General features: G+C 70.6%; 23 protein-coding genes and 1 pseudogene. 18 read left to right on the plus strand and 6 right to left on the minus strand.

The window, feature by feature from the left end; genetic code table 11:
* The first annotated feature begins 1 nt into the window (after position 1).
* Together DDV73_RS08445 and DDV73_RS08450 are read left to right on the plus strand one after the other, a co-directional pair.
* Entirely contained in the window at positions 2 to 931 is a 930-nt protein-coding gene (locus DDV73_RS08445) for a hypothetical protein (protein WP_109506806.1), read from the plus strand.
* Positions 928 to 2385 (plus strand): hypothetical protein, encoded by a 1458-nt coding sequence (locus DDV73_RS08450; protein ID WP_109506807.1) that lies wholly within the window; start codon positions 928 to 930, stop codon positions 2383 to 2385. Before DDV73_RS08445 ends, DDV73_RS08450 begins: the two co-directional genes overlap by 4 nt.
* A 130-nt stretch (positions 2386 to 2515) precedes the next feature.
* Here the strand turns inward: DDV73_RS08450 and DDV73_RS08455 are convergent, their stop codons facing one another.
* On the minus strand, positions 2516 to 3901 hold the full coding sequence (locus tag DDV73_RS08455) for a vWA domain-containing protein (protein ID WP_109506808.1): 1386 nt from the start codon (positions 3899 to 3901) through the stop codon (positions 2516 to 2518).
* A gap of 7 nt (positions 3902 to 3908) precedes the next feature.
* Entirely contained in the window at positions 3909 to 4784 is an 876-nt protein-coding gene (locus DDV73_RS08460; RefSeq protein WP_109506809.1) for an AAA family ATPase, read from the minus strand.
* Between the two features lie 137 nt (positions 4785 to 4921).
* On the opposite strand from DDV73_RS08460, the gene DDV73_RS08465 reads away from it, so the two are divergent.
* From DDV73_RS08465 to DDV73_RS08520, 12 genes are all read left to right on the plus strand, one after another.
* Positions 4922 to 5320 (plus strand): YciI family protein, encoded by a 399-nt coding sequence (locus DDV73_RS08465; protein WP_109506810.1) that lies wholly within the window; start codon positions 4922 to 4924, stop codon positions 5318 to 5320.
* Complete coding sequence (locus DDV73_RS08470) at positions 5317 to 6537, plus strand: RNA polymerase sigma factor (RefSeq protein ID WP_206050772.1); 1221 nt, start codon at positions 5317 to 5319, stop codon at positions 6535 to 6537. Before DDV73_RS08465 ends, DDV73_RS08470 begins: the two co-directional genes overlap by 4 nt.
* A gap of 84 nt (positions 6538 to 6621) precedes the next feature.
* Positions 6622 to 7002, plus strand: coding sequence for a hypothetical protein (locus tag DDV73_RS08475; RefSeq protein WP_154402671.1), 381 nt, complete (start codon positions 6622 to 6624; stop codon positions 7000 to 7002).
* Entirely contained in the window at positions 6999 to 7244 is a 246-nt protein-coding gene (locus DDV73_RS08480; RefSeq protein ID WP_109506812.1) for a hypothetical protein, read from the plus strand. The genes DDV73_RS08475 and DDV73_RS08480 overlap by 4 nt, the downstream gene beginning before the upstream one ends.
* Positions 7241 to 7330, plus strand: coding sequence for a K(+)-transporting ATPase subunit F (gene kdpF / locus DDV73_RS29455; protein ID WP_109506813.1), 90 nt, complete (start codon positions 7241 to 7243; stop codon positions 7328 to 7330). Before DDV73_RS08480 ends, kdpF begins: the two co-directional genes overlap by 4 nt.
* A complete protein-coding gene (kdpA, locus tag DDV73_RS08490) occupies positions 7331 to 9007 on the plus strand; it encodes a potassium-transporting ATPase subunit KdpA (protein ID WP_109506814.1) in 1677 nt (558 codons plus the stop codon).
* A complete protein-coding gene (gene kdpB / locus DDV73_RS08495) occupies positions 9007 to 11061 on the plus strand; it encodes a potassium-transporting ATPase subunit KdpB (protein ID WP_109506815.1) in 2055 nt (684 codons plus the stop codon). Before kdpA ends, kdpB begins: the two co-directional genes overlap by 1 nt.
* A 16-nt stretch (positions 11062 to 11077) precedes the next feature.
* The gene (gene kdpC, locus DDV73_RS08500; protein WP_109506816.1) at positions 11078 to 11626 is read left to right on the plus strand and encodes a potassium-transporting ATPase subunit KdpC; all 549 of its coding nucleotides are present in this window, start codon (positions 11078 to 11080) and stop codon (positions 11624 to 11626) included.
* 4 nt (positions 11627 to 11630) lie between these two features.
* Entirely contained in the window at positions 11631 to 14183 is a 2553-nt protein-coding gene (locus DDV73_RS08505; RefSeq protein WP_109506817.1) for a sensor histidine kinase, read from the plus strand.
* On the plus strand, positions 14180 to 14860 hold the full coding sequence (locus DDV73_RS08510) for a response regulator (protein ID WP_109506818.1): 681 nt from the start codon (positions 14180 to 14182) through the stop codon (positions 14858 to 14860). The genes DDV73_RS08505 and DDV73_RS08510 overlap by 4 nt, the downstream gene beginning before the upstream one ends.
* Before the next feature lie 152 nt (positions 14861 to 15012).
* Positions 15013 to 15231 (plus strand): hypothetical protein, encoded by a 219-nt coding sequence (locus tag DDV73_RS08515; protein WP_109506819.1) that lies wholly within the window; start codon positions 15013 to 15015, stop codon positions 15229 to 15231.
* A gap of 157 nt (positions 15232 to 15388) precedes the next feature.
* On the plus strand, positions 15389 to 15886 hold the full coding sequence (locus DDV73_RS08520) for a carboxymuconolactone decarboxylase family protein (RefSeq protein WP_109506820.1): 498 nt from the start codon (positions 15389 to 15391) through the stop codon (positions 15884 to 15886).
* 15 nt (positions 15887 to 15901) lie between these two features.
* Here DDV73_RS08520 and DDV73_RS08525 read toward each other — a convergent pair whose 3' ends face one another.
* Positions 15902 to 16633 carry a zinc-dependent metalloprotease family protein gene (locus DDV73_RS08525; protein WP_161962325.1) on the minus strand — a complete coding sequence of 244 codons (732 nt, stop codon included), beginning with the start codon at positions 16631 to 16633 and terminating at the stop codon, positions 15902 to 15904.
* Positions 16634 to 16848: 215 nt separating this feature from the next.
* Entirely contained in the window at positions 16849 to 17109 is a 261-nt protein-coding gene (locus tag DDV73_RS08530) for a hypothetical protein (RefSeq protein ID WP_109506822.1), read from the minus strand.
* A gap of 129 nt (positions 17110 to 17238) precedes the next feature.
* Here DDV73_RS08530 and DDV73_RS08535 point away from each other — a divergent pair.
* Positions 17239 to 17796 (plus strand): annotated as a pseudogene (locus DDV73_RS08535) (esterase/lipase family protein); the annotation flags it as partial.
* A 5-nt stretch (positions 17797 to 17801) separates the two neighbouring features.
* On the opposite strand, the gene DDV73_RS08540 reads toward DDV73_RS08535, so the two are convergent.
* Positions 17802 to 18326 carry a gamma carbonic anhydrase family protein gene (locus DDV73_RS08540; RefSeq protein WP_109506824.1) on the minus strand — a complete coding sequence of 175 codons (525 nt, stop codon included), beginning with the start codon at positions 18324 to 18326 and terminating at the stop codon, positions 17802 to 17804.
* Positions 18327 to 18412: 86 nt separating this feature from the next.
* Here DDV73_RS08540 and DDV73_RS08545 point away from each other — a divergent pair, with 86 nt between their 5' ends.
* On the plus strand, positions 18413 to 18751 hold the full coding sequence (locus DDV73_RS08545) for a hypothetical protein (protein ID WP_109506825.1): 339 nt from the start codon (positions 18413 to 18415) through the stop codon (positions 18749 to 18751).
* 36 nt (positions 18752 to 18787) lie between these two features.
* Here DDV73_RS08545 and DDV73_RS08550 read toward each other — a convergent pair whose 3' ends face one another.
* Positions 18788 to 20242: a phospholipase D family protein gene (locus DDV73_RS08550; protein WP_154402672.1), complete on the minus strand. Its 1455-nt coding sequence runs from the start codon at positions 20240 to 20242 to the stop codon at positions 18788 to 18790.
* A gap of 168 nt (positions 20243 to 20410) precedes the next feature.
* Here DDV73_RS08550 and DDV73_RS08555 point away from each other — a divergent pair, with 168 nt between their 5' ends.
* Both DDV73_RS08555 and DDV73_RS08560 read left to right on the plus strand, forming a co-directional pair.
* A complete protein-coding gene (locus DDV73_RS08555) occupies positions 20411 to 20785 on the plus strand; it encodes a hypothetical protein (protein WP_154402673.1) in 375 nt (124 codons plus the stop codon).
* A 23-nt stretch (positions 20786 to 20808) separates the two neighbouring features.
* The gene (locus DDV73_RS08560) at positions 20809 to 21765 is read left to right on the plus strand and encodes an NAD(P)-dependent alcohol dehydrogenase (protein WP_109506827.1); all 957 of its coding nucleotides are present in this window, start codon (positions 20809 to 20811) and stop codon (positions 21763 to 21765) included.
* The last annotated feature ends 74 nt before the right edge of the window (positions 21766 to 21839 follow it).

A 21839-nucleotide genomic window follows, 5' to 3' on the forward strand; every position in this document is an offset into this window, starting at 1 on the left:
CATGGCCACCATCGACCTGACCGCTCCCGCTCCCCAGCAGGAGGGCACCCTCGAGGCGCTGCCGCGCCGGATCTCGCTCACGCTTCCCGAGCTGCAGCTGCTCGCCGACCGTGCCGGTGGTGGGGCACCGCTGCCGTTCGAGCTCAGCCAGCCCGGCCCGTCCGACGCGCTGAGCGACCGGCTCGGGCAGAGTCCGGCCGGAGGCGAGGACGAAGCGTACGTCGCCGCGGTCGGCTCGCTGCACGACCCGGCCGAGTCGCTGGCCAGGCGCGGACTGCTCGGCGACGACGGTCCCGACGCCGGCGTGGTCGGTGCACTCGGCCTGCTCGCGACCCCCCGCGTGGCAGTCGACATCGAAGTGGTCGTCAACGGGCTGCACGCAAAGGCCTGGCACCGTCAGTCCGACGAGGCGGTCGCCACGCTGGCCACCTCCGACGGCATCGTCTTCGAGCTCGCCTGGTTCGAGGCGCCCGCCTGGCCCACCGAGCTGGCGCGGGTGGCGGTGGTGCCGGAGGACGTCGAGCTCGCCAAGTCCGCCGTACCAACCTCGGTCGATCTGCCGTTCGGACTGCTGGAGGCCAGCGGGGAGGCCGTCCGCAGTCACCGCACCGACCTGGTCCCGGTGGTGGTGTCCAGCCACGGCGGCCAGTCGTACGACGAGGCCGGTGAAGCGCTCGACGCCGGCACGGTCGGCACCGTCGTCACCGCACTTGGCAACGAGACCCACGGCCGGCTGCGGGCGCTGGTGGCAGACGTGAGCCGGTCGGGTGCTCCCGTGGTCGGCGTCGTCTCCTGGGTGCTGGTCAACGACGGCTGGCGCTCGCTCACCGGCCACCGCGTCGGCGATGAGCGCCGCGTCGCGGTCCGCAGCGTCGAACCCGCCGATCTCGCGCCCACCCTGGCGCCCGTCCTCGCCGAGGTGACCCGATGACCGAGCAGCATCCCGAGCAGATCGTCCCCGACGAGGTCGCGGACGCTGCCAACGACCCCAACGCGGCCACCGAAGACACCACCGACGAAGCTGCCGACGAGGCCGAGGCCAAGGCAGCGGCCGAGGATGCCGCCGAGGCGGCGGCCGCGGCAAAGCGCGCCGAGGAGCAGGCGGCGGCCGACAAGTACGACCAGATGATGCGGCTCGCCGACCTCTTCGACTCGACCGGCGAGGAGATGCGGGTGCGCGCCCAGCTCGGCGCGCAGGTCCTCGGCGACGAGGACGTGGCGGAGTCGGCGGAGCTGGCGCGGGCCACCTTCACCACGGCCGAGGAGGACATCCTCGCCGCGACGTCCGGCAAGCACGGCCTGCTCTCCCGCTCGATCGAGCTCGACGCAGACGCGCTGATCGTGCGGGCCACGGTGCTGACCTATCGCTGGATCGACGAGCTTCAGTACGCCGCCTACCGCACCCTCGGCTCGATCGCCGGACGGGCGATCGGCTACCTCGCACCCGAGGTCGAGCTCGGTGGCGCGGTCGTCTCGGCCGGCCTGATCGAGACCGACGCGCTGGACCGCGAGGGGCTCGCGGCGTACCTCAACGAGCTCGCCGACAACAACCCGGAGCTGATGGAGCACGTCACCAGCGGTGGTGGCGGACTGCTCGACAGCCTGCAGATGCGCTCGCTGCTCACCGCCGGCGTCATGGGCGGACCCGACGGCGCCGCGGCGGCACGTGGCGGGCTGCGCGCGGCCGGGGTCGAGCCGTTCCCGCACGACGCGATGTCGGCACTGCGCGACATCGCCGGCGCCTTCGAGGAGAGCGGCGAGGCCGAGTCGGCGGCAGACGCGGCGGCCGCGGAGGCAGACGTCCCCCGCAACATCGAGGAGCTGATGGCGACGCTCGAGTCGCTCGGCGCCGGCGTCGCCGTGCAGAAGCTGGCACCAAGCCGCTACATCGCCTACCTCGCGGGCCAGGAGGCCCGCCGGGCCAGCGACGGCCCGCTGCGGCTGGTCGGCGGTGACCACTCGGCGTACGCCTCGGAGGTGGTCGGCCACATCGAGGCGGCGGTCAACGGCGACGGCGGGGCCCGGGTAATGCTGGTCGGCTCCGCGCAGGGCGGAGTCACCGCTGCGGAGATCGCGGCGGAGGCGTCGTCGGACAAGTTCGTGATCGACCAGGTGATCACCGCCGGGGCGCCGTCCGCCCAGGTGCCGGTGATCCCGGCCGAGACCAACGTGCTCTCGCTGGAGGACCGCTCCGACCCGGTCGCGTTGCTCGGTTCGCTGATCAACGCCGGCGTCACCAACCGGCTGACCGTCGTGTTCGACGGCGGCCAGGCAGACGGTGACAGCATCTACGTCGTCGGCGGCCGCGCTGCCGACACCGCTACCCACCCGGACCTGCGCGCGGCGATCACGCGTATCCAGGAACTCGGCTTCCTAGCTGGCTGAGCTGACCGGCACCCGTGAGGGCGCGGCGCGCCCGCAGCTGGACTGAGGAGCAAAGCGAGCGCAGCGAGCAAGCGACGAGGGAAGCTGCGGGTCACGAGCGCCGCGCCACGCGCGAGCGGAGCGAGCGCAATTAGAGAATGTCGTGGACAAACTCGGCGAGCTGGGTGAGGTTGCGACACTCGACCATCGGCACCAGCTCGGCGTACTCGCGGGCGGCGGAGTCGCCGGTGCCCCACTGCCGCGATGATTCCGGGTTGAGCCACCAGGCGTGCCGCGCGGAGTCGGCCATCTCGCGGAGCGCTGGCAGCGCGAGGTCGGAGTAGTTGGAGCGGGCGTCACCGAGGATCAGCAGCGACGACTTGGGGCCGAGCGCGGCGGCGTACTCGTCCTGGAACTTCGTGAACGCGCGCCCGTAGTTGGTCCGCCCCCACAGCGCGGCCTGTGAGGCGCTGGCGCCGAGGTCCGCGAGTACGTCGACGGGGTCGGCGCCGGGCCGGAAGTACGACGTCACCTCGTGCACGGTGTCGACGAAGGTGAACGCGCGCATCCCCGCGAACTGCTCGCGGAGCGCGAAGACCAGCAGCAGCGTGAACTGCGCGAAGTTGGCGACCGACCCGCTGACGTCGCAGAGCACGACCAGCTCGGTGCGGTGCGGCCGCTTCGGCTTGTGGTGGGTGGTCAGCGGGACGCCACCGGTGGAGATCGAGGCCCGGACGGTACGCCGGAAGTCGAGCGGGCCGCGGCGGCGAGCGTGGTGCTCCTGGGTGAGCCGGGTCGCCAGCCGCCTGGCGAGCGGGTAGATCTCGCGGCGCATGTCGGCCAGCTCGCCGCGTCGGGCGTTGATGAAGTCGATCCGGTCGATGGTCGGCCGGACCGCGATCCGCGCGACGTGCTCGGGGCCCTTCTGCTCCGCGATCCGGCGGCGGGCGTCGCCCTCGGCGAGCCGGGTGAACGCTTCCGCGCGCCCGTTCGCGGTCGCCCGTGCCGACTCCTCGTCACCCTCGCCAGAAGCAAGCAGCGCCTGCATGAGCGCGAACACCAGGCCGTCCGGATCGACCCGCTTCATCGCGGCGTACGACGACCAGGACGACTCGCCCTCCGCCCGTCCCGGCATCGCCCCGAACCGGCCGACCGCCTCGCCGGCCAGCTGCCGGAGCCGGTCCTCCTCGTTGGTGATCAGCGCCTCCAGCAGCTCGTCGCGGAACTCCTGCAGCGCCTCCCCCGAGTCGCGGACCGTCCCCGCGTCAGAGTCCTCATCGGCCTCGGCGGCGTCGGTCGCGGCGCCGTCGCCCACCAGCCTCGGGAACCACAGGTCGAAGAGCGAGTCGAACGTCGGCCGCTGCGCCTGCCGCTTGACCAGCGTGGCGGCGTACGCCGTGCGGACCACCTCGCGCGAGTCCCAGGTCACCGACTGCAGGGCGGTCAGTGCGTCGAGATCCTCTGCGAGCGAGACCGCCAGCCCGGCCTCGCGGAGTGCCTCCACGAAGCCGATGTGCCGGTCGAGCAGCCCGCTCATGACGACCTCATGACCGGGAAGCTGCCAGCTTGAGCTCGCGGACGGCGCGGTCGTGGTCCGACGCGTGCTTGAGTACGACGCCGAGGGTGCGCGCGACGGCGGCTTCGTCGAGCGAGCCGATCTGCAGCGCGACCAGGGTGCGGGCCCAGTCGACGGACTCCGCGATCGACGGCGACTTCTTGAGCTCGAGCGCTCGCATCCGGCCGACGAACTCGACCAGCTGCGCGGCGAGCGTGTCCTCGACGCCCGGCACCTGGGAGAGCACGATCTCCCGCTCCCGCTCGGCGTCCGGGTAGTCCAGGTGCAGGTAGAGGCAGCGCCGCTTGACGGCCTCGGACAGCTCGCGGGTGGCGTTGGAGGTGAGCACGACGAACGGACGCCGTACCGCCGCGACGGTGCCGAGCTCCGGGATCGTGACCTGGAAGTCCGACAGCACCTCCAGTAGCAGCCCTTCGACCTCGACGTCGGTCTTGTCCACCTCGTCGACGAGCAGCACCGTCGGCTCGGAGCGCCGGATCGCGGTCAACAAGGGCCGGGTCAGCAGGAACTCGTCGGTGAAGATGTCGTCGTGGGTCTCCTCCCATGCCTGGTCGCCGGCGGCCTGGATCCGGAGCAGCTGCTTCTTGTAGTTCCACTCGTAGAGCGCCCGGGCCTCGTCCAGCCCCTCGTAACACTGCAGCCGCACCAGCTCAGCACCCGTCGCCCGGGCCACTGCCTTCGCCAGCTCGGTCTTGCCGACCCCGGCCGGCCCTTCGACCAGCAGCGGCTTCTCCAGCGCCCCCGCGAGGTACGCCGTCGTCGCGGTGGCCTCGTCGGCGAGATAGCCCGCCTCCCCGAGGCTCTTGGCGGCGGTGTCGGGCGAGGAGAACCAGGCAGAGGTCACTCCGTGAGCATAGGCGGGCCCACCACTGGGCCGGCTCTGCGAAGGTGTTGTCGAGATTCGCCGGGCGGCTCCGTCGTACCAGATGACAGCCAGTAACCAGGCCGTGAAGGCCGAACCCGCACCCAGAGGAGACCCTCGTGAAGTACGTCATCCTGATCCACTCCAACCCGCAGCCCTGGGGTCACCCGACGCCGAACTTCCTGCCGGAGTACGAAGCGCTGTCTCCGGCGGAGCGCGAGCAGCTGGACAAGGAGTTCGAAGCCTTCCTCGGCGAACTGCACGCCGCCGGGGAGCTCGTGAGCGGCGAGGCGCTGGGCGACCCGACGACCTCGAAGCTCTATCGGGCGAGCAGCCACGACGACCCGCCGGTCGCCACCGACGGGCCCTACTCGGAGAGCAAGGAGCACCTCGCCGGGTTCTTCCTGATCGACGTGGCCAGCCAGGAGCGCGCGGAGGAGATCGCCGTGCGCTTCTCGGGGCCGGGCGAGACCGTCGAGCTGCGTCCGGCGATGTGGTCGGGCGGCGACGAGGCGTGAGCGGCGAGCGGTTCGAGGACGTGTGGCGCCGCGAGGTGCCGCACGTCCTCGCCGCCCTGACCCGCAGGTACGGCGACTTCGACGGCGCCGAGGACGCCGTTCAGGAGGCGCTCGCGACGGCCGCCCGCGAGTGGCCGCGCACGGGCCCGCCCGACAGCCCGCGGTCGTGGTTGGTGCGGGTGGCATCGCGTCGGCTCGTGGATGCCTGGCGGAGCGACCTGGCCCGGTCCGCGAGAGAGCAGGCCTACACCGCCCGCGAGGACGGACCGCCGCCCGAGGCGCAGGCGGCCGACGACAGCCTGCAGCTGCTTCTCCTCTGCTGCCACCCGGCGCTTCCACGCGCGTCGCAGGTCGCGCTCACCCTGCGTGCGGTGGGCGGCCTGACCACCCAGCAGATCGCCGCGGCGTTCCTGGTGCCTACCGCCACGATGGCGCAGCGGGTGAGCCGGGCGAAGGCGGCCCTGCGGTCGAACGGAGCGCACTTCGACCAGCTGCCGGCCGCCGAGCTGCCCGCGCGGCTGGCCGCCGTACAGCAGGTGCTGTACCTGGTGTTCAACGAGGGGTACACGTCCAGCGGCGGCGACCACCTGCTCGACGTCTCGCTGACCCGGGAGGCGATCCGGCTAACCCGGGAGCTGCGGGCCCGGCTTCCGGACGATCCCGAGGTGGCAGGCCTGCTCGCACTGATGCTGCTCACCGATGCGCGGTCCGCGGCCCGGACCGACGCCCGCGGTGACCTGATCCCGCTGGAGCGTCAGGACCGCAGCCGGTGGGACCGCGACGCCGTTGCCGAGGGCGTCGCGCTGGTGCAGGCGGCGCTCCCCGACGGCACGGTCGGGCCGTTCCAGCTGCAGGCCGCGATCGCCGCCGTCCATGCGGAGGCGACGACCTCGGCCGAGACCGACTGGCTGCAGATCACCATGCTCTACCGGATGCTGGCGCGGGTCGCGCCCGGTCCGATGGTGACCCTCAACCTGGCCGTGGCGACCGGCATGGCGCACGGTGCGGCAGCCGGGCTCGCCGTGGTCGAGCCGCTGCGCACCGACCCGGCGCTCGCCCGCAACCACCGGCTGCCCGCCGTCCGCGCCCACCTGCTGGAGCTGGCCGGTCAGCCGGACGAGGCCCGCGCCGAGTACGCCGCCGCGGCGCGGCTGACGACCAGCGTTCCGGAGCAGCGCTACCTCAACGCCCGCGCCAGTTCACTTGCCGAGCGTTAGGCAGCCGTTAGGGCCGGCTCGAGCGGCGTTAGGGGCGCGTTAGCAACCTGGGTGGAGCCCGCGAGCGGGTGTCCACTCGGAGTTGTGACCATCAAAGTGGCACTGCAGCCTGCGCAGACGAAGCCCAGGCGCAGCATGCTCCACGAGCCGGGAGTCCGGTTCGCGGTCAGCAACGCCGTATTCGTCGGCTGCCTGTTCGGCTGCCGCGGCGCCGGGCTCCGGCCCGCCTTCACCGAGGCCATCGTGTACGTCGCGGTCGCGGCGTGCGCGCTGGCACTCCCGCCGGCGTACGCCGCCGGCATCGGCGGGTCGGCCTGGGCGCTGTTCACCGGGTTCGTCGAGAACGAGTACGGCGTCCTCACGTTCGCGCAGGCCGACCTCGTCCGGTTCGCGCTGCTGGTGGCGACCGGCGTCGCCGTCGCGATGCTCACCAACCGTCCCCCTGCCTATCGGAGCCATGAATGAGCGACGTGCTCTACCCAGTCCTGACCATCGTCTTCTTCGCGGTCACCGTGCTGATCGTGAAGCCCGGATCCAGCGATGGGCGCCGTCGCGAGCGCCGTCAGGCGGGTGTGATGGCAAGGCGGCGGAGCGAAGGCGGGCCGGAGGCCCGTCGAGTCTTCGCCAACGCAGCCAGCGCGCCCGCATGGCGGCGCGCAGCAGGCGGCCATCGCTGGATCCGGGCTGAGGGGGTCGAGCGCCTGTGAACGCCGAGAGCGTCATCGGCCTGGTCCTGGCAGTTCTTCTCGTGGGCTACCTCGTGGCGGCCCTCCTCTTCCCGGAGCGTTTCTGAATGTCTGACACCACTGCCGGTCTGCTTCAGACCGGCCTGCTGATCGCTGCCCTGGCGGCGGCGTACCGCCCGCTCGGCACGTGGATGGCGAAGACCTACACCGACGAGAAGCACTGGTCCGCAGAGCGCGTCCTCTACAGATGTATCGGCGTCGACCCCGACGCCGACCAGCGCTGGCCCGTCTACGCGCGCAGCCTGCTGGCGTTCTCGGCCGTCAGCCTGCTCGCGCTCTACGTGCTCCAGCGCGTGCAGCAGCACCTGCCGCTGAGCCTCGACTTCCCCGGCGTGGTCCCGGACCAGGCGTTCAACACCGCGGCGTCGTTCGTGACCAACACCAACTGGCAGTCGTACTCGGGCGAGGTGACGATGAGCCACCTCACGCAGATGGCCGGGCTCGCCGTACAGAACTTCGTGTCGGCCGCGGTCGGCATGGCCGTCGCTGTGGCGCTGGTGCGCGGGTTCATGCGGAGCAAGACCGACCGGATCGGCAACTTCTGGGTCGACCTGGTCCGCGGCTGCGTCCGGATCCTGCTGCCGATGTCGGTGGTCGCCGCGATCGTCCTGGTCGCGCTCGGCGCCATCCAGAACCTCAGTGCCGGCACCGACGCGACGACCCTCACCGAGGGTTTCCAGCGGATCACCGGCGGCCCGATCGCCTCGCAGGAGGCGATCAAGGAAATCGGCACCAACGGTGGCGGCCCCTACAACGCCAACTCCGCGCACCCGTTCGAGAACCCGAATGCGCTCAGCAACATGTTCGAGATCTTCCTGCTGCTGGTGATCCCCGTGGCGTTCACGCGGACCTTCGGCCTGATGGTCGGCGACAAGCGCCAGGGCTACGCGATCCTCGGCGCGATGACCGCGCTGTGGGCGCTGATGGTCACCATCGTGACCTGGGCCGAGGTCTCCGCTCGCGGTACGGCGTACGAAGCTGCCGGCGCCGCCATGGAAGGCAAGGAGACCCGCTTCGGTGAGTGGGCGTCGGCGCTGTTCGCGGTGTCCACGACGGGTACGTCGACCGGCTCGGTGAACTCCTTCCACGACTCCTACACCTCGCTCGGCGGCGGTGCGCTGATCCTCAACATGGGCTTCGGCGAAGTCGCACCCGGCGGCGTCGGCGCCGGCCTCTACGGGATGCTGGTGCTGGCGATCCTGACCGTGTTCATCGCCGGCCTCATGGTGGGCCGCACGCCGGAGTACCTCGGCCGCAAGATCCAGGCCCGCGAGATCAAGCTGGTCGCGCTCAACATCCTGACCATGCCGGCACTCGTGCTCACGGGTACGGCGGTCGCGCTGGGCCTGAACAAGGCGGTGGCCGGTGAGGTCCCGAAGGACTCGATCCTCAACCCCGGCCCGCACGGCCTGTCCGAGGTGCTCTACGCCTTCATGTCGGCCGCCAACAACAACGGCTCGGCCTTCGCCGGCATCTCGGTGAACACCGAGTTCTACAACATCGGGCTCGGGTTCGCGATGCTGCTCGGCCGCTTCATTCCGATCATCCTGGTGCTCGCGCTGGCCGGCTCCCTGGCCCGCCAGACCCCGGTCCCCGCAACCGCGGGCACGCTGCCGACACACAAGCCGCTGTTCGTCGGGATGCTCGTCGGCGTGGTGCTGATCGTGGCCGGCCTGACCTTCTTCCCCGTTCTCGCCCTCGGCCCCCTCGCAGAAGGACTCTGATGAGCAACCGTGTCCAAGGCGGCGTCCTCGACCCGAGGATGCTGGCCACCTCCCTTCCCGACGCGCTGCGCAAGCTCGACCCGCGGGTCATGGTCAAGCAGCCGGTGATGTTCGTGGTCGAGATCGGCGCCGTACTGGCGACCGTGCTCGCGATCAAGGACTCCGGCTTCTTCGCCTGGTCGATCGTGGTCTGGCTGTGGCTGACCGTGGTCTTCGCGAACCTGGCCGAGGCCGTGGCCGAGGGCCGCGGCAAGGCCCAGGCGGAAACGCTACGGCGTGCCAAGACCGAGACCGTGGCCCGGCGACTCAGCGCGGACGGCAGCGAGGAAGAGGTGCCCGCAGCCACCCTCCAGGTCGGTGACCTGGTGGTCGTCGAGGCGGGTCAAGTCATCCCCGGTGACGGTGACGTCATCGAGGGGGTGGCCAGCGTCGACGAGTCGGCGATCACCGGGGAGTCGGCCCCGGTCATCCGGGAGTCCGGCGGCGACCGCAGCTCGGTCACGGGCGGCACCAAGGTGCTCTCGGACCGGATCGTCGTGAAGATCACGACCAAGGCCGGCGAGAGCTTCATCGACCGGATGATTGCGCTCGTCGAGGGCGCGGCCCGGCAGAAGACGCCCAACGAGATCGCGCTGAACATCCTGCTCGCGAGCCTCACGATCGTCTTCCTGCTAGCCACCGTCACCCTGCAGCCGTTCGCGATCTACGCGGGAGCCGAGCAGCCGATCATCGTGCTGGTGGCGCTGCTGGTCTGCCTGATCCCGACCACGATCGGCGCGCTGCTGAGCGCGATCGGCATCGCGGGTATGGACCGTCTGGTGCAGCACAACGTGCTGGCGATGTCCGGCCGGGCCGTCGAGGCCGCGGGCGACGTCAACACGCTGCTGCTCGACAAGACCGGCACGATCACGCTCGGCAACCGGCAGGCGTCGGAGTTCATCCCGGTCAGCGGTGTGGACGACGACGCGCTCGCCGATGCCGCGCAGCTGTCGAGCATCGCGGACGAGACCCCCGAGGGTCGCTCGATCGTCGTACTCGCCAAGACCGCGTACGGCCTGCGTGAGCGCAGCCAGGGCGAGCTGCCGTCGGCGCACTTCGTGGAGTTCACCGCCCAGACGCGGATGTCCGGCGTCGACCTGGACGGCGGGCGACAGATCCGCAAGGGTGCGGCCGCGGCTGTCCTCAGATGGGTCCGCGACCACGGCGACGGTGTCACCAACGGGCCGACCGCCGAGGTCGGCGAGATCGTGGACGCGATCTCGGGCGCCGGCGGTACGCCGCTGGTCGTGGCCGAGAAGCCCGCCGAGGGGCCGGCCCGTGCGCTCGGCGTGATCCACCTCAAGGACGTCGTCAAGGAGGGCATGCGCGAGCGCTTCGACGAGATGCGCCGGATGGGCATCCGCACGGTGATGATCACCGGCGACAACCCGCTGACCGCGCGCGCGATCGCCGAGGAGGCGGGAGTCGACGACTTCCTGGCCGAGGCGACGCCCGAGGACAAGATGGCGCTGATCAAGAAGGAGCAGGCCGGCGGCCGGCTCGTCGCGATGACCGGTGACGGCACCAACGACGCGCCCGCGCTCGCGCAGGCCGACGTCGGCGTCGCGATGAACACGGGTACGTCGGCAGCCAAGGAGGCCGGCAACATGGTCGACCTCGACTCCAACCCGACGAAGCTGATCGAGATCGTGGAGATCGGCAAGCAGCTGCTCATCACCCGCGGGTCGCTGACCACGTTCTCGATCGCCAACGACGTGGCGAAGTACTTCGCGATCATCCCCGCGATGTTCGCCGGCGTGTACGTCGGTCTCGACAACCTCAACATCATGCGGCTGTCGTCGCCGGAGTCCGCGATCTTGTCGGCGGTCATCTTCAACGCATTGGCGATCGTGGCGCTGATCCCGCTGGCGTTGCGCGGCGTGCAGTACAAGCCGTCGTCGGCGTCGTCGATGCTCTCGCGCAACCTCGGCATCTACGGCCTCGGCGGCATCATCGCGCCGTTCATCGGCATCAAGATCATCGACCTCGTCGTGTCCCTCCTTCCGGGCATGTGAGAAAGGTTTACCTGACATGGCTTCACAGATTCTGGCCGCGGTCCGCGCCCTCGCGGTGCTGACCGTCCTGCTCGGGCTGGCCTACCCACTCGCGATCACCGGCGTCGCCCAGGTGGCGTTCAACGGGAACGCCGACGGCTCGCTGGTCGAGCGCGACGGCAAGGTGGTCGGCTCCGACCTGATCGGGCAGTCGTACGGCGACGACGCGACGTACTTCCACGGCCGGCCGTCGGCTGCCGACTACGACCCGACGGCGTCCGGCGCCACCAACCTCGGACCCGAGAACGACGAACTCATCGCCGCGATCGAGGAACGCCGGGCCGCGGTCGGCGACCACGCGCCTCCGGACGCGCTGCTGGCCAGCGGGTCCGGCCTGGACCCGCACATCTCGCCCACGTACGCCGAACTGCAGGTCGCCCGAGTCGCCCGTGAGCGCGGCCTGGACGAGGGCGTCGTACGGGATCTGGTCGAGGAGAACACGCAGGGCCGGACGCTTGGCTTCCTCGGCGAACCGCGTGTCAACGTGCTTAAGCTCAACCTGGCCCTCGACGAGTTGTCAGACTGAGGGTATGCCGCGCGGGAAGCTCCGGGTCTACCTTGGCGCCGCGCCGGGCGTCGGCAAGACCTACGCGATGCTCGGCGAGGGGCACCGGCGCGCCGCGCGCGGGACGGACGTGGTGGTCGGCTTCATCGAAACCCACGGCCGGCCGCTCACCGCGGGCATGGTGGACGGGCTGGAGCTGCTAGCGCGGCGCACCCTCGAGTACCGCGGATCCACCTTCACCGAGATGGACCTGGACGCGATCCTGGAACGGCGGCCGGCGGTGGCGCTGGTCGACGAGCTCGCCCATACCAACATCCCCGGCACCCGCAACGCCAAGCGCTGGCAGGACATCGAGGACCTGCTCGTGGCCGGGATCGACGTGATCTCCACCGTCAACATCCAGCACCTCGAGTCGCTCAACGACGTGGTCGAGAAGATCACCGGCGTTCCACAGCGGGAGACGGTCCCGGACCGCGTCGTCCGCGCCGCCGACCAGATCGAGCTGGTCGACATGAGCCCCGAGGCGCTGCGCCGCCGGATGGCGCACGGCAACATCTACGCGCCGGAGAAGGTCGACGCGGCGCTGAGCAACTACTTCCGGGTCGGCAACCTGACCGCGCTCCGTGAGCTGGCGCTGCTCTGGGTCGCCGACCGGGTGGACGCTGCGCTGCAGACCTACAAGACCGAGCACTCGATCGCGACGACGTGGGAGGCGCGCGAGCGGGTGGTGGTGGCGCTGACCGGCGGCCCCGAGGGCGAAACGCTGGTACGGCGCGCGGCCCGGATCGCGGCCCGGTCCAGTGGCGGTGACCTGCTCGCCGTACACGTGGCGCGGTCCGATGGCCTGACCGGCGCCAGCCCCGAGGCGCTGGCCAACCAGCGGCGGCTGGTCGAGTCGCTCGGTGGCAGCTACCACCAGATCCTGGGCGACGACGTACCCGATGCGCTGTTGACCTTCGCCCGCGCCGAGAACGCCACCCAGCTGGTGATGGGTACGTCGAGCCGCTCGCGGTTCGCACACCTGCTCAGCCCCGGCGTCAACGCGACCACGATCCGCGAGTCCGGCGACATCGACGTCCACGTCGTCACTCACGAACACGCCCGGAAGGGCCTGCGGCTGCCTTCTCTCCGCGGCGGTCTGAGCACCCGGCGCCAGCTGCGCGGGCTGCTGCTGGCGCTGCTCGGCCCGCCGCTGCTGACCCTGCTGCTGACCCAGGCCCGCGGCGACCTGAACCTGGTCAGCGACGCGCTGATCTTCCTGCTGCTGGTCGTGGTGGTGGCTGTGATGGGTGGCCTGCTGCCGGCGCTGGTGGCCGCGGTGATCGGCTCGATGTTCCTCAACTACTACTTCACGCCCCCGCTCTACAAGTTCACGATCAATGAGGTCAACAATGCGCTGGCGCTGGTGGTGTTCCTGGTCGTCGCCCTGGTGGTGAGCTCGCTGGTGGACGCTGCCGCCCGGCGATCCCGGCAGGCGGCGCGGGCCGCAGCCGAGAGCCGCACCCTGGCCGATCTGGCCGGCAGCGCGCTCGGCAGCGAGGACGCGCTGCCGGCGATGCTGGAGCGGCTCCGCGAGACGTTCGCGCTGACGTCGGTGTCACTGCTGGAGCGGGCAGCGGGAGACGGCGGGGCGGCGTGGGAGGTGGTGGCGAGTGCCGGTACGCCGCCGTGCCAGCAGCCGCAGGACGCCGACACCGAGGTGCCGGTGGGCGACAAGCTGGTGCTGGCACTGCGAGGCGCACCGCTGGCGGCCGAGGACCGTCGGCTGCTTGGCGCGTTCGCGGCCCAGGCCGCCGTCGTACTCGACCACACCCGGCTCAGCGCGGCCGCCGCCACGGCGGGCCCGCTCGCCGAGATGAACAACATGCGGACGGCGCTGCTCGCCGCCGTCGGCCACGACCTGCGCACGCCGCTGGCCTCGGCGAAGGCGGTCGTGACCGGCCTGCTGAGCCGGGACTTCGCGCTGTCGGAGGAGGACCGTACCGAGCTGCTGCACACCGCGGACGAGTCGCTGGACCGGCTGAGCGCGCTGGTCGACAACCTGCTCGACATGAGCCGGCTGCAGGCCGGCGCGCTCGCCGTGGAGACCCGGCGGACCGCGGTCGAGGAGGTGGTCGGCCAGACGCTCGGCGACCTCGGACCGGCGGGCCGCGACGTACTCCTGGACCTGCCGGCCGACCTGCCGGAGGTACTCGCCGACCCGGGCCTGTTGGAGCGGGTTATCGCCAACCTGGTCGCGAACGCGCTGCGCTACGCGCCTGCCGACCGGCCGCCGCGGCTGGCCGCGAGCCACCTCGGCGAGCGGGTGGAGGTGCGGGTGATCGATCGTGGGCCGGGCATCCCGAGCGACGACCGCGAGCGGGTGTTCGCGCCGTTCCAGCGGCTCGGTGACACCGACAACACCACCGGCGTCGGCCTCGGACTGGCCCTGTCGCGCGGGCTCACCGAGGCGATGGGCGGGGAGCTGGCGATGGAGGAGACGCCGGGCGGCGGGCTGACGATGGTGGTCGCGCTGCCGGTGGCGCCGCCGTACGACGAGACGCCCGCGCCCGGGCGCCGGGAACGGCAGGCCACATGAACCACGTCCTGGTCGTCGATGACGACCCGCAGATCCTCCGCGCCATGCGGATCACGCTGCGGGCTCGCGGCTACTCGGTCGCGGTGGCCGCCTCCGGGGCGGACGCGCTGGCTGGGGCTGCCGCACAGCCGCCGGACCTGGTGATCCTCGACCTCGGCCTGCCGGACCTGGACGGCGTGGAGGTGATCGCCGGGCTGCGCGGCTGGTGCCAGGCACCGATCCTGGTGCTGTCGGGCCGCAGCGACAGCTCGGACAAGGTGGAGGCGCTCGACGCCGGCGCCGACGACTACCTGACCAAGCCGTTCGGCATGGACGAGCTGCTGGCCCGGATGCGCGCGCTGTCGCGGCGAGTGGGTGCTCCTGACGACCAGCCGGTGGTGACGATCGGGGCGGCGTCGGTGGACCTGGCCGCGCGGCGGGTGACCGTCGAGGGCGAGGAAGAGCCGCTCCGGCTGACCCCGACCGAGTGGCACCTGCTGGAGGTGCTGGTCCGGCACCCCGGCAAGCTGCTCAGCCACCGGCAGCTGCTGCTGGAGGTGTGGGGCCCCGGCTACGAGACCGCCCACGGCAACCTGCGCCTCTACATGGCCCAGCTGCGCCGCAAGCTCGAACCCGACCCCGCCCGCCCCCGCTACCTCCTCAACGAACCCGGCATGGGCTACCGCTTCGAACCCTGACCCGGCCCGTCTTCACGCGTGCGCGCGCTGACCCGGCCCGTGTTAACGCGTGCGCGCGCCGACCCGGCCCGTGTTCACACGAACGGTGTCAAGACGGGCCGGGTCGACGCTTCTGGGCGTCAAGACGGGGCGGGTCGGCGAGGATGGGGAGCGTGAGGCCGAAGAAGGGCGACAAGGTGACGGCGGTGAAGGCCATCGGGGGCGGGTTCCGGCTCGACGTACCGAAGGGGTCGCACGGCACGGTCACGAAGGCGATCGGCGGCGGACCGCTGGTGGTGAAGTTCGTGGTGACCACCGGGTTGATCGGCAAGCCCCGCGAGGTGGAGCTGCACGTTCACGAGGACGAGATCACCAGAGCGCCGCGGCGCTGACTCCGCGGCGACCTGGCTTCCCCGGATGTTGACAAATCAGCATCGTCTGTAAACAGCATGTGTGACCACTGCCACAGCAATTCGCAGGTCGAGCGGCGCAGGAAGGGGGCGTCGGATTGGCCCACTGCGACGGGTACGGCGTCCCTACGATCGGACCATGACGACGACCGAGAACCCCGTGACGACTGCCGCACCTGCCCGGCTCGACATCGACGCGGCCGCGCCCGCGTTCAGCAAGGCCATGTCCCACCTCGACAACGCGACCAACCGCGAGCTGGACCGGGTCGGCATCGACCCGCTGCTGCGTGAGCTGGTCAAGGCGCGCGTCTCGCAGATCAACGGCTGCTCGTACTGCATCGACATGCACACCAAGGACGCCCGGGCCAAGGGCGAGACCGAGCAGCGGCTGTACGGGCTGGCCGCATGGCGGGAGACGCCGTTCTTCACCGAGCGGGAGCGGGCCGCGCTGGCCTTCGCCGAGAAGGTCACGCTGCTCGCGGTCGACCACGTCCCGGGCGCCGACTGGGACGCGGCCGCTGCCCACTTCAGCCCAGACGAGCTCGGCGCACTGGTCGCGATGATCACGACCATCAACGCCTGGAACGCGATCGGTGTCACCACCCACACGTGGGAGGTCGGCTCCTACCAGCCGTAGCGGCCTGGGCTGCTCTCAGGGAGTGGCGTACAGCTGGGCGTGCGCCTTGACCATCAGCGTGTTCAGGGTCGAGAGCTTCAGGCTAATGACGCTCAGCGTCGGGCCCATCAGCGTCATCACGTTGGGGTCGGGCGCGAGCAGGCCCTCGACACTGGCGTAGTGGTGGTGGCCGCCCATCAGGTGGCCGATCTCGTGCGCCATGGTCTTGCCGGTGGCCTGCCGGACCGGCAGCGGAATCGTGCCGCCGGTGGTCGGGTCGTCGAACCGCTCGCCGACGGCGAACGCGCGGTCGGCGTACCGGACGCCGCCGATGCAGTCCGCCAGGCCCGCGACGTTGTTGCCGAGCGGGCTGCCCTCCGACGTGATGTTCTTGCTGGTCATTGTGTAGACAACGTCGACGCCGGCCGGTCGCCGGCCGCCGTACAGATCCTTGGCCTGCTGGGTGAGTCCGCCGGCGTCCAGGCCGGTGAAGGACACCGTCTGGTAGGTCGCGACCACGTCGATGTTGAGCGGCGAGTACGCCGTGCGCATCGCGGTCACGGCGCTCGCGGCCTCGGCCTGCGGGACGCCGTCGAGCAGGATCCGAACGTCGAGGCGCACCGGCGTGTTGTCGACCGACACCGCGTGCGGCACCAGCTGGGTGCAGCCGAGAGTCGGCTCCACGTCGAGGATCGGCGGCAGCACGATCGGGTCGGCCCCGGCCGGCCCGGGCGTCGTGGCGAGAAGTACGCCGGCAGCTAGGGCCACGGCGGAAGCAAGGGATCGTTTAGGCAGACGGACCATGGCAGGCCTCCCCAGGCAGGTACCGGGAGTGGCGGGTCTCCCGGTTACTGGAGAACGACCGCACGACCCAGCCGGTTACGCGACCCGCCGGACTGCCCGTCCAGAACTGTCCCAGCCCACGCGAAGTTTCCGACGGGGAGGGACGGTTTCACTAGGTACCTAGTGAAACTGCCCGCCAATCAGCCGCGACGGGCGAGGGCGGTCTTGCCGCCGAGGAAGGCGCCGTAGGCCGCGAGGCCGGCGACGCCGAGCTTGCGGGTCTTGCGCGGGATCAGGGCGAGTCCGAGGGCGACCTCGGTGGCGCCGTTGCTGTAGACCCACTTACGCGTGTTGTTGGGGAAGGGCAGCTTCGAGATGGGCTCGAAGACCTGGGGCGCGGCGAAGTGGGCGGCGCCGGTCGCGGCGATCAGGCCGCCGACGACGAGGGACGTACGGGACATCGGTGATCCTTCGGTTGAGTGTCGTGCCGCGGCCAGTCTGCCCAATCAATGCAAAATCCGCCCGCCACCACGCGGTAGCGGCCGTGACCGTCGCCACAGGTATCCGCCGGATGGCGGCACGGCTACGGCGGCTCCGCGTCGAACGTGAACGCGATGAAGCCCGGCCTGGTCGCCCGCGGGTATGCCGAGTCCGAGATCTACTCGCTCGACTTCCCCAACGACATCGGCAACGCCGCGGTGGCCCGGCGGCTGTCGACGCTGGTCGACCAGGTGCTCGCCGACACCGGCGCCACCGAGGTCGACCTGATCGGCTTCTCGATGGGCAGCCTGAGCGCGCGCTACGTCAAGAACCTCGGTGGCGGCCCCAAGGTCGAGCACTACGCCAGCATCGCCGGCCCGAACCACGGCACCTCGCAGGCCTACTGGGCGTGGCTGTTCGGCATCTACCCGGCGTACGAGATGTACAGCGGCTCGGCGTTCATGCGGAACCTCAACGCGACCGACGAGACCCCCGGCTCGGTCTCCTACGCCACCTGGGTCTCGAGCTGCGACGGCACCATCGACCCGCCGCGCTCGACCTTCCTCTCGGGCGCGGAGAACCACTGGACCGAGGCCTGCATCAAGCACAACGACATGCCCGGCACCGCCGAGGTGATCGACGGCATCGTCGACCACTTCGCGTCCTAGAGCCTCTAAAGCGGGGTGATGCCGTTCTTGTGGCGGCTGGCGAGCTCTGAGTAGTAGGGACCGTTGTGCTCGACCCAGAACTCGGCGGGCGTGCCGGTGATCGGCTTCTTGACCGTGGCCGGTGAGCCGACCGCGAGTACGCCGTCGGGGATCTCGGCCTTGGCGGTGACCATGGAGCCGGCCGCGACCAGCGAGCCGGCCCCGATCACCGAGTCGTCGAGCATGGTGCTGCCGTTGCCGAGCAGCGCCTTGGCCCCGAGGGCCTTGCCATGCATCACACACAGGTGGGCGACGGTGGCGCCGGGGCCGATCTCGATCTCGGCGCCGGGCGCGCCGTGGATGACCGAGTTGTCCTGCACGTTGGCACCCTCGCGAACCACGATCGTGCAGATGTCGGCGCGCAGCACCGCGCCGTACCAGATGCTGGCGCCCTGTTCCACCGTCACGTCGCCGATCAAGGTCGCGGTCGGCGCCACGAATGCCTCGGGGTGAACCGTGGGCCGCTTGCCCTCGAATTCGTAAAGTTTCAACTTAACTCCTGGCGTCACTTGACCTGGGCTTACTCGTTGTGAGTGCAGGAACGCATCCCCGCGCCCGCCACCGCCTGGAGTGTGTCATGACGCCGCTTCCCCGACGTTCGGCACCGAGTTCGCTCGGCGCCGCGCTGCGGTACGGCGGCATTCGCGGGGTCGCCCTCACCTCCTTCCTCGCCGGCAGCGTGCTGATCTCGCTCGGCGTCGCGACCCTCACCGACCGCGAGGACGACGACCTCGCCGAGCTGATCTCCCGCCACCAGTGCTCCCGGCACGCCAAGCCAGGCGCGCCGTCGAGCGCGCTGATCCGCAACGAGGCCGGTGCCGTGGTGCAGGTGCCGCTGCAGCAGGGCTGGGCGGTCCGCGACGGCCGCCAGCCGGGTGAGCTGCTCGCGCTCTGCCGCGGGCCGGCGACGCGCTAGTCCTGTTGGGCATCAGCCAACCGCCACGCGTTCGTTTCAGAACCGCGTGGTCCCCCGCAGGCGTCGCGGTCGGCCGTCAGGATCGTAGAAGGCGCGGTACGCCGCCCGGGCCCAGAGCCGAGTGCGTGCCGGCAAGGCTCGGGGCACGTGTTCGTGGATGCGGCTCCCTCGGGCGCCCACTCGCTCGGCCCACAGGGCCAGCGCGCCACTCAGGTCGGACAACCGCGGGTCGTCCTGCGATAGGCCGAGATGCTCGGCCCACAGCGATGTCCGGAGGCTCTGGGGCAACACCCCGCCGGGGTCGACGGCCGCGCACGTTATCTCGGAGTCGTGGGTCCAGGAGCGCAAGTTGAGGTTGTCGGAACCGACGGTCATCCAGCGATCGTCGACCACGCACACCTTGGCGTGCACATAGATCGGCGTCCCCGCGGCGTTCTCGAGGTCGAACATCGCGAACCGGTCGCCCCCGGCTTCGAGCAGCTGGTCCCAGGCCAGCCGTTGCCCGAAGAACATGGGTGGCCCGCCGAGGCGGTTGTCCTCCTCGGGGTAGCGCGGGACGACGGCGATCACCTGCAGCTCCGGTTCGCGTCGGAGCGCCTCGGCGAGCGTGGTGGACACGACGTCCGACCAGAAGTACTGGTCCTCGATGTAGATCATCCGGCGCGCCCGCGCGAACGCACGTGAGTAGGCCCGCGCGATCGAGCGTTCCCCCTGGGGCGCGAAGGGGTACGCCGGCCGCTTGGCCGGGTAAGTGCGCAGGATCTGCACCTGGTGCGGACCGGCATCGGGAGGCGGTTCCCAGCGCTCCGGCAACCGCTCGGGGTGCCGCGGCATCCTGGCCAGCCGATGGACGACCGCTCGATACGGGTTGCGATGGTCGAGCGGCGTCGGGTCATCCCAGCGCTCCGCGAACGTGTCGAGGACATGAGCCACCGCAGGTCCGCGAATCTCCGCCATCGCGTCGTGCCAGGGCGGCGTCGCGCCGTACCGCTTGTCCAGCGGCGGGGCCTGGGGGTCGCCCGCGTGGGCTGCGTCGTCACGACGACCGTGACACAGGTCGATGCCGCCGATGAACGCGACGTCCTCCTCCGGCCTGCCCTTCCGTCGTACGACGAAGAGCTTCTGGTGGTGGGACCCGCCGCGGCGCACTCTCTCGTCGAGGAGTGCTTCTCCGCCGCTCTCGTTGATGACAGTGCCGAGGTGTGTGTTCTCCTCGCTGTTGAGCTTGCCCGGGTGCGAGCGCCACAACAGCGCACGGACCTCGACGCCGCGGCGCCCTGCTGACGACAGGAGCTCCGCGACGGTCGGGCCGTCCTCCGCCATCCGCTCGTCGGCGTCGCGCCAGTCGGTCAGGAAGATCCGGTCCCCGGACTGGGTCGAACCGATGACCTCCAGGAGGCGATCGAAGTAGTCGGCTCCGTGCACGTGCGGAGTCAGAAGGTTCCCGGAGGTCCAGGGGCGCTCAGCGGCAGGAAGGAACCACTCGCTCACCGTCTCAGGGTCTCAGCAGCGGTGGAGATCGTCCACGCCGTGAACAGTGCTCGCTCGCCGAGTCAACCCTGAGAGCAGGTCGAGGTGAGAGACTGCTGGCGGGGTTCGCGGCAGCGGACGGAGGGATGCGTTGTGGCGCTGGTTACCGAGGTACTTCTCGTCAGCGGCGTGGCACTGGACCTAGTGGGTGCTGGTGTTCTCTCCCATGCCCACAACGCCGAGTCGATCGTCGTACTGCGCGAGAAGATCGACGAAGAGGGCACCGCATTAGGGGAGCCCGACGAGGTCTCCACTCACGCCAAGCTCCTGGCGGAAAAGCGGATCGGCTTCCTGCTCCTGACCGTCGGGCTGGTTCTCTACTTGAGCGGAGTCGTCCTGAAGAGCCCCGAGGGCCTGGCAACGATGGCGCCCATCGCGGTGGGCGTGGTGCTGGCCGGGCTCGTCACCAGCGTCGTCTTCATTCGAGTGGCCGGCAACCGGCTTCGCGCGCAGACACACCGAGCCGACGAGCAGCAAGACCCCGGCGCGCTGCCCGAGCAGTAGCCCTCTGTTGCCATGGTGAACGCGTGAGAGCAGTCGTCTACGACCGGTACGGGTCGCCCGACGTGTTGCGGGTCGAGGACGTGCCGATGCCGGTGCCCGGGCCTGGGCAGGTGCGGGTCAAAGTCGCTGCTACCTCGATCAACCTCAGCGACTGGGAGGGCCTGCGCGGATCGCCTGCCTACGCTCGCATCGGCGGGCTACGCCGCCCGGCTCGGCGGATACTCGGATCGGATATCGCCGGCGTGGTCGAGGAGGTCGGCGAAGGTGTCACCGAGTTTCGACTCGGGGACGAGGTGTACGGCGACAACCTGGCGCTGATGGGAGGCTTCGCGGAGCAGGCGCTGGCACCGGAGTCCGCGCTGGCTCACAAGCCGGCCGAGCTGACGTTCGCCGAGGCGTCGACCATCCCGCAGGCGGGAGCGATCGCTCTGCAAGGCACGCGGAAGGCTGGCGCCGGTAGCCGGGTCCTGATCAACGGGGCGGGCGGAGGCTCAGGTGCCTTCGCCATCCAGCTGGCCAAACGGCTCGGTGCTCATGTCACCGGTGTCGACAACGCCGCCAAGCAGGACTTCATGCGATCCGTGGGCGCGGACGACGTCATCGACTACCGCCGCGACGACTTCACCCGAACCGCCCAGCCTTACGACCTGATCCTTGACCTGGTCGCGCACCGTTCGGTCTTCACCTATCGCCGCGCGCTGGCACCCAGCGGCACCTACCGATGCGTCGGCGGCTCGGTCCGTTCCCTGCTGCGCGTGCTCACCATAGGCTGGGCAGCCGGCCGACTCACCGGTCGCTCGATGGGGGTCCTTGTCGTCAAGCAGGGCCCCGCCCACTTCACCCCGCTCGCCGAGCTATGCGCCACCGGCGACGTGAAGATCCACATCGACCGCACCTTCAACCTCGACGAAGTCCCCGCCGCGCTTGCCCATGTCGGAGAGGGTCGGTCCCTCGGCAAGGTGGTTGTCGTCTCCTCATAGCGCCGACCGCGTGCTCGCTTGGCGGCCGTATGACGCACACCTGCGGTTGCCGGTACCTACAACCTCACAGTGCT

Source organism: Nocardioides speluncae (assembly GCF_003121585.1).
In the GTDB taxonomy this organism is placed as follows: domain Bacteria; phylum Actinomycetota; class Actinomycetes; order Propionibacteriales; family Nocardioidaceae; genus Nocardioides; species Nocardioides speluncae.

Bases quoted from the DNA above. Each gene is read 5' to 3' on its own strand.
- kdpB (WP_109506815.1), top strand. From the start codon at position 9,007: ATGAGCAACCGTGTCCAAGGCGGCGTCCTCGACCCGAGGATGCTGGCC.
- DDV73_RS08520 (WP_109506820.1), top strand. From the start codon at position 15,389: ATGACGACGACCGAGAACCCCGTGACGACTGCCGCACCTGCCCGGCTC.
- DDV73_RS08505 (WP_109506817.1), top strand. From the start codon at position 11,631: ATGCCGCGCGGGAAGCTCCGGGTCTACCTTGGCGCCGCGCCGGGCGTC.
- DDV73_RS08445 (WP_109506806.1), top strand. From the start codon at position 2: ATGGCCACCATCGACCTGACCGCTCCCGCTCCCCAGCAGGAGGGCACC.
- kdpA (WP_109506814.1), top strand. From the start codon at position 7,331: ATGTCTGACACCACTGCCGGTCTGCTTCAGACCGGCCTGCTGATCGCT.
- kdpC (WP_109506816.1), top strand. From the start codon at position 11,078: ATGGCTTCACAGATTCTGGCCGCGGTCCGCGCCCTCGCGGTGCTGACC.
- DDV73_RS08455 (WP_109506808.1), bottom strand. From the start codon at position 3,901: ATGAGCGGGCTGCTCGACCGGCACATCGGCTTCGTGGAGGCACTCCGC.
- DDV73_RS08480 (WP_109506812.1), top strand. From the start codon at position 6,999: ATGAGCGACGTGCTCTACCCAGTCCTGACCATCGTCTTCTTCGCGGTC.
- DDV73_RS08510 (WP_109506818.1), top strand. From the start codon at position 14,180: ATGAACCACGTCCTGGTCGTCGATGACGACCCGCAGATCCTCCGCGCC.
- DDV73_RS08450 (WP_109506807.1), top strand. From the start codon at position 928: ATGACCGAGCAGCATCCCGAGCAGATCGTCCCCGACGAGGTCGCGGAC.
- DDV73_RS08530 (WP_109506822.1), bottom strand. From the start codon at position 17,109: ATGTCCCGTACGTCCCTCGTCGTCGGCGGCCTGATCGCCGCGACCGGC.
- DDV73_RS08545 (WP_109506825.1), top strand. From the start codon at position 18,413: ATGACGCCGCTTCCCCGACGTTCGGCACCGAGTTCGCTCGGCGCCGCG.